Annotated in this window: 13 protein-coding genes; 8 read left to right on the top strand and 5 right to left on the bottom strand. The window is 71.4% G+C overall.

The genetic code is table 11. The features are described 5' to 3' along the window. Positions 1 to 9: 9 nt before the first annotated feature. From ACZ61E_RS00460 to ACZ61E_RS00445, 4 genes are all read left to right on the top strand, one after another. Positions 10 to 288, top strand: coding sequence for a tetratricopeptide repeat protein (locus ACZ61E_RS00460; protein ID WP_469696634.1), 279 nt, complete (start codon positions 10 to 12; stop codon positions 286 to 288). Between the two features lie 532 nt (positions 289 to 820). After that, a complete protein-coding gene (locus tag ACZ61E_RS00455; RefSeq protein ID WP_469696275.1) occupies positions 821 to 3700 on the top strand; it encodes a carbohydrate-binding protein in 2880 nt (959 codons plus the stop codon). A gap of 20 nt (positions 3701 to 3720) precedes the next feature. Further along, entirely contained in the window at positions 3721 to 5448 is a 1728-nt protein-coding gene (locus ACZ61E_RS00450; protein WP_469696632.1) for a ThuA domain-containing protein, read from the top strand. Positions 5449 to 5605: 157 nt separating this feature from the next. After that, positions 5606 to 6307, top strand: a complete 702-nt coding sequence (locus ACZ61E_RS00445) for a GntR family transcriptional regulator (protein ID WP_469696273.1) — start codon at positions 5606 to 5608, stop codon at positions 6305 to 6307. Here the strand turns inward: ACZ61E_RS00445 and ACZ61E_RS00440 are convergent. The 5 genes from ACZ61E_RS00440 to ACZ61E_RS00420 form a co-directional block, all read right to left on the bottom strand. After that, the gene (locus tag ACZ61E_RS00440) at positions 6249 to 7961 is read right to left on the bottom strand and encodes a glycoside hydrolase family 13 protein (RefSeq protein ID WP_469696272.1); all 1713 of its coding nucleotides are present in this window, start codon (positions 7959 to 7961) and stop codon (positions 6249 to 6251) included. The genes ACZ61E_RS00445 and ACZ61E_RS00440 overlap by 59 nt on opposite strands. Before the next feature lie 51 nt (positions 7962 to 8012). Further along, on the bottom strand, positions 8013 to 10181 hold the full coding sequence (locus tag ACZ61E_RS00435) for an alpha-galactosidase (RefSeq protein ID WP_469696270.1): 2169 nt from the start codon (positions 10179 to 10181) through the stop codon (positions 8013 to 8015). A gap of 83 nt (positions 10182 to 10264) precedes the next feature. Next, positions 10265 to 10708, bottom strand: coding sequence for a cyanase (gene cynS, locus ACZ61E_RS00430; protein ID WP_469696269.1), 444 nt, complete (start codon positions 10706 to 10708; stop codon positions 10265 to 10267). A 70-nt stretch (positions 10709 to 10778) separates the two neighbouring features. Then, complete coding sequence (locus ACZ61E_RS00425) at positions 10779 to 11228, bottom strand: hypothetical protein (protein ID WP_469696268.1); 450 nt, start codon at positions 11226 to 11228, stop codon at positions 10779 to 10781. Beyond that, on the bottom strand, positions 11225 to 12142 hold the full coding sequence (locus ACZ61E_RS00420) for an alpha/beta fold hydrolase (RefSeq protein ID WP_469696266.1): 918 nt from the start codon (positions 12140 to 12142) through the stop codon (positions 11225 to 11227). The genes ACZ61E_RS00425 and ACZ61E_RS00420 overlap by 4 nt, the downstream gene beginning before the upstream one ends. A gap of 177 nt (positions 12143 to 12319) precedes the next feature. Between ACZ61E_RS00420 and ACZ61E_RS00415 the strand changes: the two genes are divergently transcribed. From ACZ61E_RS00415 to ACZ61E_RS00400, 4 genes are all read left to right on the top strand, one after another. Continuing rightward, positions 12320 to 13648, top strand: a complete 1329-nt coding sequence (locus ACZ61E_RS00415) for an aminotransferase-like domain-containing protein (RefSeq protein WP_469696630.1) — start codon at positions 12320 to 12322, stop codon at positions 13646 to 13648. Between the two features lie 156 nt (positions 13649 to 13804). Continuing rightward, positions 13805 to 14494 (top strand): ABC transporter permease, encoded by a 690-nt coding sequence (locus tag ACZ61E_RS00410; protein WP_469696264.1) that lies wholly within the window; start codon positions 13805 to 13807, stop codon positions 14492 to 14494. Beyond that, a complete protein-coding gene (locus tag ACZ61E_RS00405; RefSeq protein WP_469696262.1) occupies positions 14491 to 15165 on the top strand; it encodes an ABC transporter permease in 675 nt (224 codons plus the stop codon). The genes ACZ61E_RS00410 and ACZ61E_RS00405 overlap by 4 nt, the downstream gene beginning before the upstream one ends. After that, positions 15162 to 16163, top strand: a complete 1002-nt coding sequence (locus ACZ61E_RS00400; RefSeq protein WP_469696261.1) for an ABC transporter substrate-binding protein — start codon at positions 15162 to 15164, stop codon at positions 16161 to 16163. The genes ACZ61E_RS00405 and ACZ61E_RS00400 overlap by 4 nt, the downstream gene beginning before the upstream one ends. The last annotated feature ends 8 nt before the right edge of the window (positions 16164 to 16171 follow it).

Genomic DNA, 16171 nt, shown 5'->3' with positions numbered 1-16171 from the left:
GCCCCTAAAATACACCACCCCACCATCCGAGAAGGTACCACCCCCCCCCCCCCCCCCCCCCCCCCCCCCCCCCCCCCCCCCCCCCCCCCCCCCCCCCCCCCCCCCCCCCCCCCCCACAACCTCGCCCACTCGCTTCAGGGACTCGGGCGCTGCGACGAAGCCGAAGCGGAGTACGAGGCGGTGCTGGAGTCGCGGTCCCGGATCCTGGGCCCGGACCACGAGAACACCGTGAGCACGCGGCGCCGGCTCGCGGAACTCCGCCGACAGCGCGACGCGAACCGTCCCTAAGGGCTGTCCCGTGATCCCCGGCGGGCGCGCGACGACGGCTACGGCGCCTCGCCGCGTTGTCGGATCGCCCGAATACGCCCAGTAGGAGGACGACCCTCCGCCTTGCGACGCACCGCATCCGACGCCGCACGCTGATCCACCGGGGATCACGGGACAACCCTTAGCCGCATCCCCCCGAGCGCACCGCCTCGTGACATTTGTTCAGTGTGCGAACGCGATCCGGGCCGATCGTCAAACGCCTTACCTCCTCAGCCTGAAGCCCGCACCCGCCGAGTCCGGACAGCGGCAGGTCACAGCTATTTGGATAGGATCTTGACAAATTATGATCCCGTTGCCAGCATGCAAAACTCTCGTGGGTTTCCCGCGAATGTTCGGTGCCGCATCACATGCCCTTGCACGGACGCACGGCTGCTCACCGGGTGACGGGACATCACCCGGTCGGCAGGTTCCTCCCTGAGTGAGACACGGTGGCGCGCTCGCCCGCGCTTCCGCCTGCCTCGCTCCCCTTGGATCAGGTAAGGAAGGAAGCTCGATGTCAGGACTCTCAGGACGGCCGCGCCCGAGACAGAAGTGGCTGCGGTGGCTCGCGGTGCTGGGTCTGGTGGTGGGGGGCGGCGCGATCAGCGTTCCCACCGCCGCCGCCCATCCCGGTCACCCCGGCCACGAGGCAGCACCCGCCGCACCCGCCGCCATTCCGGCAGGCGACTACCAGCAGGTACAACTCGCCCTCGGCTCAGCCGAGTTGGGGGAGGCGATGTCACTCGCCGTACTGCCCGACCGCGCCGTCGTGCACACGGCGAGGGACGGAACGGTCCGGTACACGGACGCCGCGGGCAACACCAAATCGGCCGGCAAGCTGGACGTCTACACCCATGACGAGGAAGGTCTCCAGGGGATAGCCGCCGACCCGAACTTCCAGAGCAACCGCTATCTGTACCTGTACTACTCGCCCAAGCTGAACACGCCGGGCGGCGACGCCCCCGTCACCGGCAACGCCGCGGCCTTCGAGCCGTGGAAGGGACATCTCAACCTCTCCCGCTTCACGCTCAAGGCCGACAACACACTCGACCCGGCCAGCGAGAAGGTCGTGCTCGAAGTCCCCAACGACCGCGGCCAGTGCTGCCACGTCGGCGGTGACATCGACTTCGACGCACAGGGCAACCTCTATCTGACCACCGGCGACGACACCAACCCGTTCGAGTCCTCCGGCTACTCGCCGATCGACGAACGCACCGACCGCAACCCGCAGTTCGACGCCCAGCGCTCCTCGGGCAACACCAACGACCTGCGTGGCAAGGTCCTGCGGATCAAGCCGACCGCGGCAGGCGGCTACACCGTGCCCTCCGGCAACCTCTTCGCACCCGGCACCGCCCGTACCCGTCCCGAGATCTACGCGATGGGCTTCCGCAACCCGTTCCGGATGTCCGTCGACAAGGCCACCGGCATCGTCTACCTCGGCGACTACGGCCCGGACGCCGGAGTCACCAACGCGAGCCGGGGACCCAGCGGCCAGGTCGAGTTCAACCGCATCACCGGACCGGGCAACTACGGCTGGCCGTACTGCACCGGCACCAACACGGCTGCCGAGACCTACAGCGAGTTCACCTTCCCGAGCGGCCCGTCCGCGGCCAAGTACAACTGCGCCGCGCCCGCGAACAACTCCTTCCGCAACACCGGGCTGCCGACCCTGCCCGCCGCCAAGTCCAGCTGGATCAAGTACGGCGGCGACGCGGGCTCCCCGCCCGAGTTCGGCGGCGGTTCCGAGTCGCCCATGGGCGGCCCCGTGTACCGCTACGACCCCAACCTCAACTCCGCCGTGAAGTTCCCGCAGTCGCTCGACGGCCGCTTCTTCGCCGGTGAGTACGGCCGCAAGTGGATCAAGGCCATCGAGGTCAAGTCCGACGGCACGCCGGGCGTCATCGAGGCGTTCCCCTGGACCGGTACCCAGGTCATGGACCAGGCTTTCGGCCCGGACGGCGCGCTGTACGTCCTCGACTACGGCACCGGCTCCAACAACCAGGCCCTGTACCGCGTGGAGTACCTCGCGGGCGCCAACCGCAACCCCGTCGCCAAAGCCGCCGCCGACAAGGTCTCCGGCCCCACCCCGCTGACCGTCGCGTTCTCCTCGGCCGGCAGCGCGGACCCCGAGGGCAAGGCCCTCACCTACTCGTGGAACTTCGGCGACGGCACCACCTCCACCGCCGCCAACCCGAGCCACACCTACACCACCAAGGGCACCTTCCGGCCGACGCTGACCGTCCGGGACCCGGAAGGGCTGACCGGTACGGCGAGCCTGGTCGTCACGGCGGGCAACACCGCGCCGACCGTGACCCTCCAGACACCCAAGGACGGCCAGCTGTTCTCCTTCGGTGACACCGTGCCCTTCCAGGTCACCGTCAGCGACCCGGAGGACGGGACCATCGACTGCTCCAAGGTCAAGGTCACCTATCTGCTCGGCCACGACGAGCACCGGCACCAGATCACCCAGGCCACCGGCTGCTCCGGCAATCTCAACGTGCCCGCCGACGGTGAGCACGACAGCGCGGCCAACATCTACGGGGTCTTCGACGCCGAGTACACCGACGGCGCCGGGCTGACCACGCACAGCGCCCGTATCCTCCAGCCCCGGCACCGCCAGGCCGAGCACTTCGGCGCCCAGTCCGGGATCCAGGTCGCCGCGCACGGCAACGCCGAGGGCGGCAGCACCGTCGGCTTCACCGACAACAACGACTGGGTCTCCTTCAAGCCGTACAACCTCTCCAACGCCACCCGGTTCACCGCCCGGGTCGCCTCCGGCGGCGTCGGCGGCACCCTGGAGGTCCGCGCGGGCTCCGCGACCGGCACCCTGCTCAGCTCGGTGGCCGTGGCCCCGACCGGCGGCTGGGAGAACTTCGTCGACGTATCGGCGAACGTCGCCAACGCCCCGTCCGCGTCCACGGAGTTGTTCCTCGTCTTCAAGGGCGTGACCGGGCAGGGGAACCTGTTCGACGTCGACGCCTTCACCTTCACCACCGGGGGGAGCGGCTCCAGCCAGACCGTCGAGGGCGAGTCGTTCAGCTCGGGGCAGGGGGTCCAGGTGGCCGACCACGCTCCGGCGAGCGGCGGAAAGACCCTCGGCTACATCGAGAACGGCGACTGGGCGGGGTACGCCTCCGTCCCGACGGCCGGGACCAAGACCTTCTCCGCGCAGGTGTCGTCGGCGGGCGCGGGCGGCACCGTGACGATCCGCTCGGGCTCTCCCACCGGGGCCGTCCTCGGCACCGTCGCCGTACCCAACACCGGCGGCTGGGAGACCTTCCGCAACGTCTCCACCACGCTGACCGGCACCGGATCCTCCGGGGCGCTGTTCCTCACCTTCTCCGGCGGGGCCGGCTCCCTGTTCGACATCGACACCCTCACTCTCACCAAGTGACGCGAGTCAAGGAGACCATGATGCTCCGTCAGCTCCGCACCCTGCCGAAGACCGCCGCGGCGGCCTTCGCCCTCACCCTCGGCCTCGCCGCGTCGCTCGTGGCACCGGCCACGGCGGTCCAGGCCGCCGACCCCGCCTACAAGGTCCTCGTCTTCTCCAAGACGGCGGGCTTCCGCCACGACTCCATACCCGTCGGCATCCAGACCATCCGCGACCTCGGCGCGGCCAACAACTTCACCGTCACCGCCACCGAGGACAGCAACGCCTTCACCTCGTCCAACCTGGCCGGCTTCAAGGCCGTCGTCTTCCTCTCCACCACCGGCGACGTGCTGAACACCAGTCAGCAGTCGGCGCTCCAGGGGTACGTGGACGGTGGTGGCGGCTACCTCGGTGTCCACGCGGCGGCCGACACCGAGTACGAGTGGCCGCACTACGAGCAGCTCGTCGGCGCCTGGTTCAAGAGCCACCCGGCGATCCAGCGGGCCACGGTGAAGAACGAGGACCGGTCGCACGCGGCCACCTCCCACCTGGGCCAGACCTGGTCCCGTACGGACGAGTGGTACAACTACCGCACCAATCCCCGCCCGCAGGTCCGCGTCCTCCAGAGCCTGGACGAGTCCAGCTACAGCGGCGGGGAGATGGGCGGCGACCACCCGATCACCTGGTGCCACCCGCAGGGCAACGGCCGCTCCTTCTACACCGGACACGGCCACACCCAGGAGTCGTACGCCGACCCCGCGTTCCGGTCCCTGCTGCTCGGCGGCATCCGTTACGCGGCGGGCTTCGCCAAGGCCGACTGCCGCGCGGAGACCGGCTACACCACCCTCTACAACGGCTCCACCACCGGCTGGTCCCAGGCGGGACCGGGCAGCTTCACCAACACCGACGCCACGCTGAACTCGCAGGGCGGCATGGGCCTGTACTGGTACCGCGCGAAGGAGTACGCCTCGTACTCCCTCAAGCTGGACTGGCGCATGGCCGGGGACGACAACTCCGGTGTGTTCGTGGGCTTCCCGGCCTCCGACGACGTCAACATCTCGGTGAACCAGGGCTACGAGATCCAGATCGACGCCACCGACGCGGCCGACCGGACCACCGGCTCCGTCTACGGCTTCAAGGCGGCGGATCTCACGGCGCGCGACAACGCCCTGAACCCGCCGGGCAGTTGGAACACCTATGAGATCCGGGTGGAGGGGGAGCGGCTCCAGGTCTTCCTGAACGGCGTACGGATCAACGACTTCACCAACACCGATCCGGTGCGCTCCCTGAAGCAGGGGCACATCGGGATCCAGAACCACGGTACCGGTGACGACGTGTCCTTCCGCAACATCCGGATCAAGGAACTGGGCGGCACCACACCGCCCCAGTCGGCCATCTACGAGGGGGAGTCCTACACATCCGGGCAGGGTGTCCAGCCCGCCGACCACGCGCCGGCGAGCGGCGGCCGGACCCTCGGCTACATCGAGAACGGCGACTGGGCCGGATACTCCCAGGCGTCGCTCACCGGTGCGAAGACCTTCTCCGCGAGGGTCTCGTCGGCCGGCGCCGGAGGCACCGTGCAGATCCGCTCGGGGTCGGCGACCGGACCGGTCCTCGGTACGGTCGCGGTGCCGAACACCGGTGGCTGGGAGACTTTCCGCACCGTGTCCACCACGCTGTCGGGCACACCCACCGGACCGGTGTTCCTCACCTTCACCGGGGGAGCGGGTTCCCTGTTCGACATCGACACCTTCACCATCGGGACATAGCCGCCGGTCCGACGGCTCGGCCGGCGGGCCGTAAGTGACCGGCGGCAAGGCAGAATTGGCCCCGGGGGATGACACACCCCCGGGGCCGACCCCATTTTCACGCATGTGTTCCGTCAACCGCGTTGACGCGTCGTACTTCATACGTCATATATGACACATGACCTTTACGCCCACGCCGATACCGTCCCGCACCCAGTACGTGCTGGAGGCGATCAAGCACGCCATCCTCACGGCGCGGCTCCCACCGGGACAGGCGCTGGTCGAAGCCGAACTCGCCGCGCAGTTCGGTGTGTCCAAGACGCCCGTACGCGAAGCGCTCAAGACCCTCGCCGGCACCGGACTCGTTGTCATGAGCCAGTACAAGGGCGCCGTCGTCCGGCATGTCGACGCGGCCATGGCACGGGAGGTGTACGACGTACGTCTGCTGCTCGAACCGGAGGCGCTGCGCCGCTCGGTGAGCGGGCGGGCCGGGCTCGACGCGGCCCAGGAGGCCCTGGACCGGTCCGAGTCGGCGGCCGACCGGGCGGAGCGGTCCCTCGCCAACCGCGACTTCCACCGGGCGCTCTATCTGCCCTGCGGCAACCCGCTCCTCGCCAGGATGCTGGACGAGATCCGCGACCAGGCCGCCCTCGTCTCCACCGTGGCGTGGGCCGCCGTCCCGACGTGGGAGCGCGAGGCGGCCGAGCACCGGGAGATCCTGCGGCTCGCGCTCGCCGGGGACGCGACGGCGGCCGGGGACGCCCTCCACCACCACATCGCCTCGTTCGTACGCCGCGCCTTCCCGGAGGAGACGCCGCCCGTCAGCTCCGCGGACGTGTCCGGCGGCGGTGGACCCGTGCCTCCCACGGGGCGAGCGTGACCGTCGTCGACAGCGGGCCGGGCTCCGGGACATTGCCGATCAGCAGCTCCGCGTCCCGCCAGCCGTCGTCCGGGAGCCCGGCCTCGGCCTCGGCCGCGGTGAAGTTGCCCAGCACCAGCAGCTCGGTCGCCGTGCCGTCCGCCGCCGCCAGCCGTCGGGTGAAGCCGTACACACACGGGTCCTCGGGCAGCAGCATGGTGAAGTCGCCGTGTGCCACGGCCGGTTCGGAGTGCCGCAGCTCGATCAGCCGACGGTAGTGGTGGAAGACCGACGACGGATCCGCGTACGCCGCCGCCGCGTTGACCTCCGTGTGATTCGGATGGACCGGGATCCACGGGGTACCGGTGGTGAACCCGGCGTGCGGGGAGGCGTCCCACTGCATGGGCGTACGGGCGTTGTCACGGCCCATCGCCCGCAGCCCCGCCAGGACGCGGGCCGGGTCGGCGCCGCCGCCGACCGCCTCCGCGTAGTGGTTGAGGGATTCGATGTCGCGGAAGTCCTCGACGGAGGTGAACGGGGCGTTGGTCATGCCCAGTTCCTCGCCCTGGTAGACGTACGGTGTGCCGCGGTGCAGGTGCAGGACGGTGGCGAGCATCGTCGCGGACCTGACCCGGTGGGCGGGCCCGTCGTCTCCGAAGCGGGAGACGACACGGGGCTGGTCGTGGTTGTTCCAGTAGAGGCTGTTCCAGCCGCTCTCGGCGAGTCCGTCCTGCCAGCGGCCGAGGGACGCCTTCAGATCGAGCAGGTCCAGCGGCCGTACGTCGAACTTGCCGTCCCCGTGGTCGAGTCCGACGTGCTCGAACTGGAAGACCATGTCCACCTCGGCGCGCGCCGGATCGGTGAAGAGCCGGGCCTCCTCGACGGTGACGCCCGGCATCTCGCCCACGGTGAGGAGCCGTTCGGGGCGGCCGGCGAAGACCTCGCGGTGCATCTCCTGGAGGAACTCGTGGATCCGGGGACCCGCGCCGTGGTGCGTCCGGTCGGCCAGGGCCGGGTCCTTCGAGATGAGGTTGATGACATCCATCCGGAAGCCGTCGACACCCCGGTCGAGCCACCAGTTCATCATCCGGTGCACGGCGGCGCGCACCTCGGGATTCTCCCAGTTGAGATCGGGCTGCTTCCGGGAGAACAGATGCAGGTAGTACGCGCCGCCGGACTCGTCGTACTCCCAGGCGGGGCCGGAGAAGAAGGAGCGCCAGTTGTTGGGCTCGGCGCCCGGGGTGCCGGGGCCGGCGCCGTCCCGGGCGGGCCGCCACCAGTACCAGTCACGCCGGGGGCTGTCCGGCCCCCGCCGTGACTCGGTGAACCACGGGTGTTCGTCGGAGGTGTGGTTGACGACCAGGTCCATGACCAGCCGCATCGAGCGCGCGTGCACGGCGGCGAGCAGGTCGTCGAAGTCATCGAGCGTGCCGAAGGACGGATCGATGTCCTGGTAGTCGCTGATGTCGTACCCGTTGTCGTCCTGCGGCGACGGGTACACCGGCGACAGCCACAGCACGTCCACGCCGAGAGCGGCGAGATGGTCCAGCCGGCCGATGATGCCGCGCAGGTCCCCGACGCCGTCACCGTCGGAGTCGGCGAAGCTGCGCGGATAGATCTGGTAGACGACGGCGGACTTCCACCAGGCGTCCGGGGAAGGGGAGTCACTGCTCATGTGCGTGAACCTCGTGTGATCGCGGACTGGTGTCGGTGGTGGTCCCGGCGGTCAGAGCTGGTGTGCCTCCACGAGCACGAGACGTTCCGGGAAGAGCGTGGGCGCCCGTAACCCGGAGGCCGCCAGCATCCTGCCCGTCAGCGTCACGCCCGCCGGACGCTCCCACCAGGGGGGATCGGACCGGTGTGGTCCCTCGGGCCGGTCGCCGGGCTTCCGGGGCAGCACCCGGTACCGGGCCTCCGGGTCGAGTCCGGGCAGGCGGACGGGTCCCGCCGGTGACATCACGCTCGTCGCCGTCTGCACGAGGGCGTACAGCGCGTGCGAACGGTCGGCCGCGACCACCCCGTGCACCCGCAGCGCCGGATCGGGATGGTCGCCGCGCACGACGGTGCCGGTGTGCAGCAGCGGTCGCAGCTCCTTGTACGCGGCGACCCACTCGGCGAGCCGCGCGCGCTCGCCGGGATCGGCCGCGGTGAGATCCCACTCGATGCCGAAGTGCCCGAACAGGGCGGTCCCGGCCCGGAAGTCGAGGGTGTGGGCGCGCCCGGTGGTGTGCGAGACGGGTGAGCCGACGTGGGCCCCGAGCAGCTCCGGCGGCAGCAACAGCCCCGTCCAGCGCTGTATCTCCTGCCGTTCCAGCGCGTCGATGCAGTCGCTGGTCCAGACGCGGTCGGTGCGTTCCAGGATGCCGAGGTCGACCCTGCCTCCGCCCGACGAGCAGGACTCGATCTCCAGACCGGGGTGCCGGGCGCGCAGTTCGTCCAGCAGCCGGTACACGGCGGCCGTCTGCGCGTGGACCCCGGGGGCGCCCGTCGGGCCGTGTCCGGCCTCCACGAGGTCCCGGTTGTGATCCCACTTGAGGTAGTCGATCCCGTACTCGCCGACCAGCGCGTCGAGCCGTTCCAGCAGATACGCGTAGGCCCCGGCGTGGCCGAGGTCGAGCACCTGCTGCCGACGGGACTCGGGCGGGAGCCGTCCACCCGTCGCGAGGATCCACTCGGGGTGCGCGCGGGCGAGGCCGGAGTCGGGACTGATCATCTCGGGCTCGACCCAGAGTCCGAACTCCAGCCCCAGGGAACGGACATGGCTCACCAGCGGGCCCAGTCCCCCCGGCCAGACGGTCTCGTCCACGTACCAGTCGCCGAGTCCGGCGCCGTCGTCCCTGCGGCCCCTGAACCACCCGTCGTCCAGGACGAACCGCTCGGCGCCCACCTCGGCGGCGGCGTCCGCCAGCGACGTGAGCGTGTCGATGTCCTGCTGGAAGTAGACGGCCTCCCAGGTGTTGAGGGTGACCGGCCGGGGCCGCCGAGGATGGCGGGTCCTGGCACGCAGGTACCGGTGGAAGCGCCCGGCCAGCTCGTCGAGTCCGCGGCCGTACGATCCGACGAGCCACGGGCTCGTGTACGACTCGCCCCCGGCCAGCAGGACTTCGCCCGAGAGCAGGGTCTCACCGCCGGCGAGCAGGGACACCCCGGCGGGGGTGCGTTCGGCGAGGGTGCGGTGGTTGCCGCTCCAGGCCACGTGCACGCCCCAGACCTCACCGGTACGAAACCCGAAACCGCTCTCGCCCGCGAGGTGCAGCAGCGTCGCGTCGGTGCCCGTGCGGCCCCGGCGGTTCTCCCTGAGATGCGTACCGAGCGTGAACTCGTGCCGTTGCGGGCTGCGTTCGCGCAGATGCCGCCCGGTGAGGTCGAGGAGTTCGGTGGCGTGGGCCGGGACGGGGAGGGCGAGCAGCAGCCCGTCGAGTGTGAACGGCCGCTCAGCCGAGGCCCGGTTGGTGAGCGTGGCGCGCTGGCGCACCAGCCCGGAGGCGGTCAGCTCGATCTCCAGCACCAGGCCGAGACGGGCGTGTCCGTCGACGGCCTCGACGGTGAGCTGATGCGCCAGGAGGAGGTCGGGCATGCGGACGGTACGGATCGAGCGGACGGTGAAGGACGTCGAGAAGTCGGCCCCGTCGCGGTGGCCGGTCAGTCCCGGCGTACCGAGCCAGCCCGCCGAGTGCTCCGGCAGGAGGGAGAGCGGGACGGGCAGGTCGGGGGTGTTGGTCATCTGCCGCGCGGCGCCCGCCGTCGCCAGATCGGCGAGTTCGGCTCCGCCGGGGTCACCCAGGTCGTCGCCCCAGTGGACCACCCGCGGCAGCCGGTCACCGGTGCAGTCGAGGACCAGGCTGGTGCCGGCGGCACGCAGGTGGAGGTAGTCACGGGAGTGACCGGTGGGCATCTGGGCTCCTCGGGTCGTCCGTCGTCGCCGGGCCGCGCCGTGACCCCGTCACGCTCGTACCTGACGGGGCCACCCCATGGTGGTCACCACTGGTAGGGGAGGTACTTCCCGTCGAGCGTGATCACCACGCGGTCACCGGCGGGATCGGGCACGCGCCGGACATCGAGGCGGAAGTTGATGGCGCTCATGATGCCGTCGCCGCACTGCTCGTGGATCAGTTCCTTGATGGTCGGGCCGTAGACCTGGACGACCTCGTAGAGCCGGTAGATCGTCGGATCGACCGGTACGGCCGCGTCCAACGCCCCTCGTGAAAGCTGGAGTCGGAAGGCGAGAGCCGCGTCCTCGCCGAGTTCGAGGAGCGCCGCAGCCGTGGCCGCCTCGTCCTCGCCCATCGGATGCTGGCCGAGGAGCGCGGCGGTGGTCCAGGCGAGCGGTCTGCCCACGGCTTCGGCGAGTTGGGCCCAGGTCACCCCGGTCTTCACCTTGGCCCGACGGACGGCCTCGGCGGCTTCGTGCTTGCTCAGCATGTGCGTCCCCATTCCCGGACTTCGGTCCTGTCGCACCCGGCCACAGCATAGGAGACGCACACCCCGCCGGTCAGGCCGCCGACCTGCGCGCCCTGTGCAGCCCGTAGAGCTGGATGTCGGCGAATCCCAGCACCGCCACCGCCTGGACCACGATCATCACCGTGCCCGAACCGGTCGGATCGAGCCAGCCCGCGGCGGCCGTCACGGCACTGAGCGCGAACCACGCCAGGTTGCCGCCCACCACCGCCCTTACCGCCTTCCGGTTCGGGACCGGGGCGGCACCGACCCGCGCCACGAACAGCGCGTAGAGCACCAGGAACGCGCCGACCCCGGCGAGAAGGGCGACGGGCAGGCCGAGCACCGGGCCGAGCGCGGCGCAGCCGGTCAGCGCGAGGGCACCCACGGCTCCGGTGGCCACGGCGTCGAGCCGCAGCGCCAGACGCAGCAGACCGGTGTCACCGCGCACGACCCCGGAATCGGTGGCCGGCGCGGGGACACCGAACGAATCCGATGAACTCATGGGTTCCTCCTCGGGGAAGCGGCTCGACCCCCCTGATGGTTCTCCAAGCCGCCGGCCCGGTCGATTACCCCGGAGGTAAGGGGCGGCAGGGAGTCGAGGAACGCGGAGAGCGCCGCGTCGAACTCCGTCCGCCGCTCCAGGTTGGGCAGGTGCCCGGCGCCCTCGACCACGGCGAGCGTCGCGTCCGGTATCCCGTCGCTCATCACGCGCGCGTCGGCGACCGGCGTGTACGTGTCCTCGCTGCCGACCACGACGAGCGCCGGGACCGCCACACGCGCCAGCATGCCGACGTAGTCGGGCCGTTCGGCCCGGCCGCGCAGCGCCGCCGCCGCGCCCTCGGGCGGCGCGCCGCGCATCATCTCCCGTACGTGCGCGGCCACCTCGGGCAGGGCCTCGACGTTGTGCGGCGCCACCATCCTGGTCAGCACCTCGTCCGCGTACGGTCCCATCCCCTCCCGCAGCAGCCGGTCGGCCGTGGTGTTGCGCGCCGCCCGGCCCTGCTCCGTCTCGGCGGCGGCGAAGGTGTCGGCCAGCACCAGGGCCCGGACCCGCTCCGGGAAGAGCCGGTAGAACTCCAGCACGATCTGGCCGCCCATGGACAGTCCGCCCAGCACCACCCGTTCGACGTCCAGCCGGTCGAGCAGGGCGGCGACGTCCCACGCGAAGGTGGTGAGTGTCGTCTTGCCCGGCAGGACGGTGGAGCCGCCGTAGCCGCGCAGATCCGGGGCGATCACGCGCCGCCTGGGGCCGGCGAACGTCTCGATCTGGGGGCGCCACATCGAGCGGTCGAACGGGTGGCCGTGCACGAGCACCAGTACCTCGGCGCCGCCCCCGTTCCGTTCGCCGCCCGCACCCGCCTTCCCGCCCTCGTCGTCGTACGCGAGGGTGATGTCGTGCAGCGTCATGGTGCTCATGTGCGCGTCCTCCGTCCTTCGTCCCGTGCTCGGCCCGGGTGCTCGGGTCCGTGCGGTCCCTCTTGCTTTCTCGATGCTAAGTGGTGCAATATCTCGATGCAATAATGGAATTGAGCTCGGTGCAATGTCGTGCGGCAAGTGGCAAGCGGCCACGAGCTGCCGCGGGAGAGGGGCGCCATGGAGGACTACCGGCTGATCGCCGATCAGCTCGCGGCCGACATCCGGGCCGGCCGGCTGCGCCCCGGCGAGCGGCTGCCGCCGCAGCGCTCGTTCGCCCGGAGCCGGCACATCGCCAACTCCACGGCCGCCCGGGTCTACGGCGAGCTGGTCCGGCGCGGACTCGCCGTCGGCGAGGTGGGCCGGGGGACGTTCGTGCGCGCCGCGCCGCCCGGACCGCAGCCCGTGCTCACCGAGCCCAGCGAGGCCAGGGTCGATCTGGAGGTCAACTTCCCCGTACTGCCCGAGCAGGCCGGGATGCTCGCCGCTGGGATGGCGCGCCTCCAGCGTCCCGACGTGCTCGCCGCGAGCCTGCGGCCCCTCGGCCGGTCCGGCGCCCTCGCCGCCCGCGAGGCCGCCGCGCCCCTCCTCGCACGGGCCGGCTGGACGCCCGGACCGGACCGGATCCTCTTCGCCGGAAACGGCCGCCAGGCGATCGCCGCCGCCCTCGCCGCCTCCGTCCCCGCCGGGGAGCGGCTCGGCGTGGAGGAGTACACCTACCCCGTCGTCAAGGGCATCGCCGCCCACCTCGGCATCACCCTCGTCCCGCTCGCCATGGACGAGGACGGACTCCTGCCCGAAGCCCTGGCGGACGCCCCGCCGCTGCGGGCCGTCTATCTCCAGCCCACGCTCCACAACCCGCTGGGCATGACGATTCCCCCGCACCGCAGGGCGCGACTCGTCGAGACGATCCGGGCGTCGGACCTGTGGATCATCGAGGACGCCATCTACGGATTCCTCCGTGACGACGTGCCGCCGCTCGCCCTTCTCGCCCCCGAACGCACCATCGTCCTGGACAGCATGTCCAAGCGGCTCGCGCCCGGTCTGACGCTCGGCTTCGCCGTCGCCCCGCCCGCGTTCGAGCAGCGTCTGGCCTCCGCCCTGCGGTCGGGCGCCTGGTCCGCGGGCCGGTTCGCCCTCGACGCCGCGACGCAGTGGATGGCCGACGGCACCGCCGCGGCGATCGGCCGGGCCAAGCGGGCCGACGCGTTGGAGCGCCAGCGGATCAGGGCCCGGAGCCTGGCCGGTTCCACCGTGCGCGCCGACCCCCACGGCTACCACTGCTGGTGGGAGCTGCCCGAGCGCTGGCGCGCCGAGACCTTCGTCGCCGCGGCCGCCCGCCAGGGCATCGCCATCGCGCCCGGCGCCGCGTTCACCGTCGGCACCGGCCGCGCCCCGAACGCCGTCCGGCTCGCCCTGGGCACCCCCTCCCACCGCACCCTCACCGACGCCCTGGACCTGCTCGCGGGCCTGGCCCGGGGCACCCCCGAGGACGCCGCGCCCGAATGACCCCCGGCCTACCGGCCACCCCTCCCCGAGCGCGACCGCGGTCCCGGACCCCCGGTTCAGATACGACGCCGGGCACCCGCCCCGCCCCGGAAGCCGGGCCGCACGTACGGGCCAACCCCACGCGCGGCACCCCCGGAACAGCGCTGGAATGGGCGGGTGACCGCACCCCCCGACGACTGCCTCGCCCGCAACGACTGGATCTGCGGCGCCTACCTCACCAGCCGCCGGGAGCTCCTCTGGGACGCCGTCCTCCAGCACCTCCAGCTCACCGCCGCCGCCGTGCTCATCGGGCTCGCGCTCGCCGTACCCCTCGCCGTCGCGGCCCGGCGGTGGCGGTGGGCGTCGGCCCCCGTACTCGGCGGCACCACCGTGCTCTACACGATCCCCTCGCTCGCGATGTTCTCGCTGCTGCTGCCCGTGTACGGGCTCTCCGCCTCGCTCGTCGTCGCCGGGCTCGTCCTCTACTCGCTCACCCTGCTCGTACGGAACATCCTGGCCGGACTGCGCGCCGTACCCGAGGAGACCCGGCAGGCGGCGCGCGGCATGGGATACGGCCCGGTCAGACTGCTGCTCGCGGTCGAGATGCCGCTGGCGCTGCCCGCCGTCATGGCGGGCCTGCGCATCGCCACCGTCTCGGCCGTCTCCCTCGTCACCATCGGAGCGATCGTCGGCCACGGCGGACTCGGCAATCTCATCTACGCCGGGATGAACACCTTCTTCCGCGCGCAGGTGCTCACCGCGTCCGTCCTCTGCGTGCTCATCGCGATCACCGCCGACCTGCTGCTGCTCGCGATCCAGCGGGTCCTCACCCCGTGGACGAGACGGCCGGGGGAGCGAAGCGCGTGAACACCCTGTCCGACGCCTGGTCCTGGCTCACCAGCGGCTCCCACTGGTCCGGCTCCGACGGCATCTGGAACCGCCTCGGCGAACATCTCTTCCTCACCGTCGTCTGCCTGCTCATCAGCTGCGCCGTCGCGCTGCCCGTCGCCCTCGTCCTCGGCCATCTCGGCAGGGGCGGCGTGCTCGCCGTCAACATCTCCAACGTGGGCCGGGCCGTCCCCACCTTCGCCGTACTGGTCCTGCTGCTCCTCACCCCGATCGGGCGGCACGGTGTCTGGCCGACCGTCGTCGCGCTCGTCCTCTTCGCCGTCCCGCCGCTGCTCACCAACGCCTACGTCGGGATGCGCGGTGTGGACCCCGACGTGGTGAGAGCCGCGCGGGGAATGGGCATGACGGGGCGTCAGTCGCTGTGGCGGGTCGAACTGCCCCTCGCGGCACCGCTGATCCTCACCGGGGTACGGATCGCGGCCGTCCAACTCGTGGCCACCGCGACCATCGCCGCGCTGGTGGGCGGCGGCGGGCTCGGCAGGATCATCACCGCGGGGTTCAACCTGGCGTCCACGCCGATGGTCGTCGCCGGCGCCGTGCTCGTGGCGGTGTTGGCGCTCCTGGCGGAAGCCGTCTTCGAGGTGGCGCGGCGGCTGGGGCCGCGGTGGCTGAGAGGGGGCGCCGGATGAGCCCGCGCCGGACGGGCCCGCGCCGAAGGGTCTTCCGCGCTCCCGTCGCGCCGGCCCTCGCCCTGCTCCTCGCGCTGACCGGCACCGCGACCGCCGGCGGCTGCGCCACCGGACCGTCCCTGGAGAACCGGGGCGCGGTCACCGCGTCCCCCGGCGACAGCCAGGATCTGACCATCGGATCCGCCGGCTTCACCGAGAGCGACCTGCTGGCCCGGATGTACGCGATCCTCCTCGGCCGGGAGGGCTACCGCACCCGCGTCCTCTCCGTCACCAACCGCGAACTCTACGAACCCGCCCTGGAGAGCGGTCAGATCGACGTCGTGCCGGAGTACGCCGCCACCTTCGCCGACTGGCTCAACGCCAAGGCCAACGGCGCCGACGCGGCGACCGTCGGCTCACCGGACCTGGCCGCCACCATGAAGGTGCTGCGCGAACTGGCGGGCAGGCGCGGGCTCGACGTGCTGAGACCGGGCCGCGCCGTCGACCAGAACGCGTACGCGGTCAGCGCCGCCTACGCGCGCGAGCACCGGCTCAGGACCCTCTCCGACCTCGGGCGGTCCAAGCTGCCCGTACGGCTGGCGGCGGGGGACGAGTGTGTACGGCGCCCCTACTGCGCACCGGGGTTGAGGAAGACGTACGGCATCCGTATCACCTCCGTCGACCCCAAGGGCGTGGGCACCACACCGTCCAAACAGGCCGTGCGGAACGGGCGGGACCAGATGGTGGTCACCACGACCACCGACGGGACGCTCGACGAGTTCGGGCTCGTCATCCTGACCGACGACAGAAGACTCCAGAACGCCGACCACGTCGTGCCCGTCGTCAACCGGTCCAGGGCGGGCGCCGCACGGGTACGGAACGCGCTCGACAAGCTCAACACCGTGCTCACCACCCGGGACCTGGCAGCGATGAACCAGCGGGTCGACAGCTGGCGGCGGCTGCCGGAGGACGTCGCCGAGGACTATCTCAGGAGTCAGGGGCTGATCCCCGCCGGCTGAGGGCCGCC

It is taken from the genome of Streptomyces sp. NPDC104581 (assembly GCF_055583685.1).
Note: the sequence above shows the minus strand (reverse complement) of the source record. Positions and strands in the feature narration are given on the sequence as shown.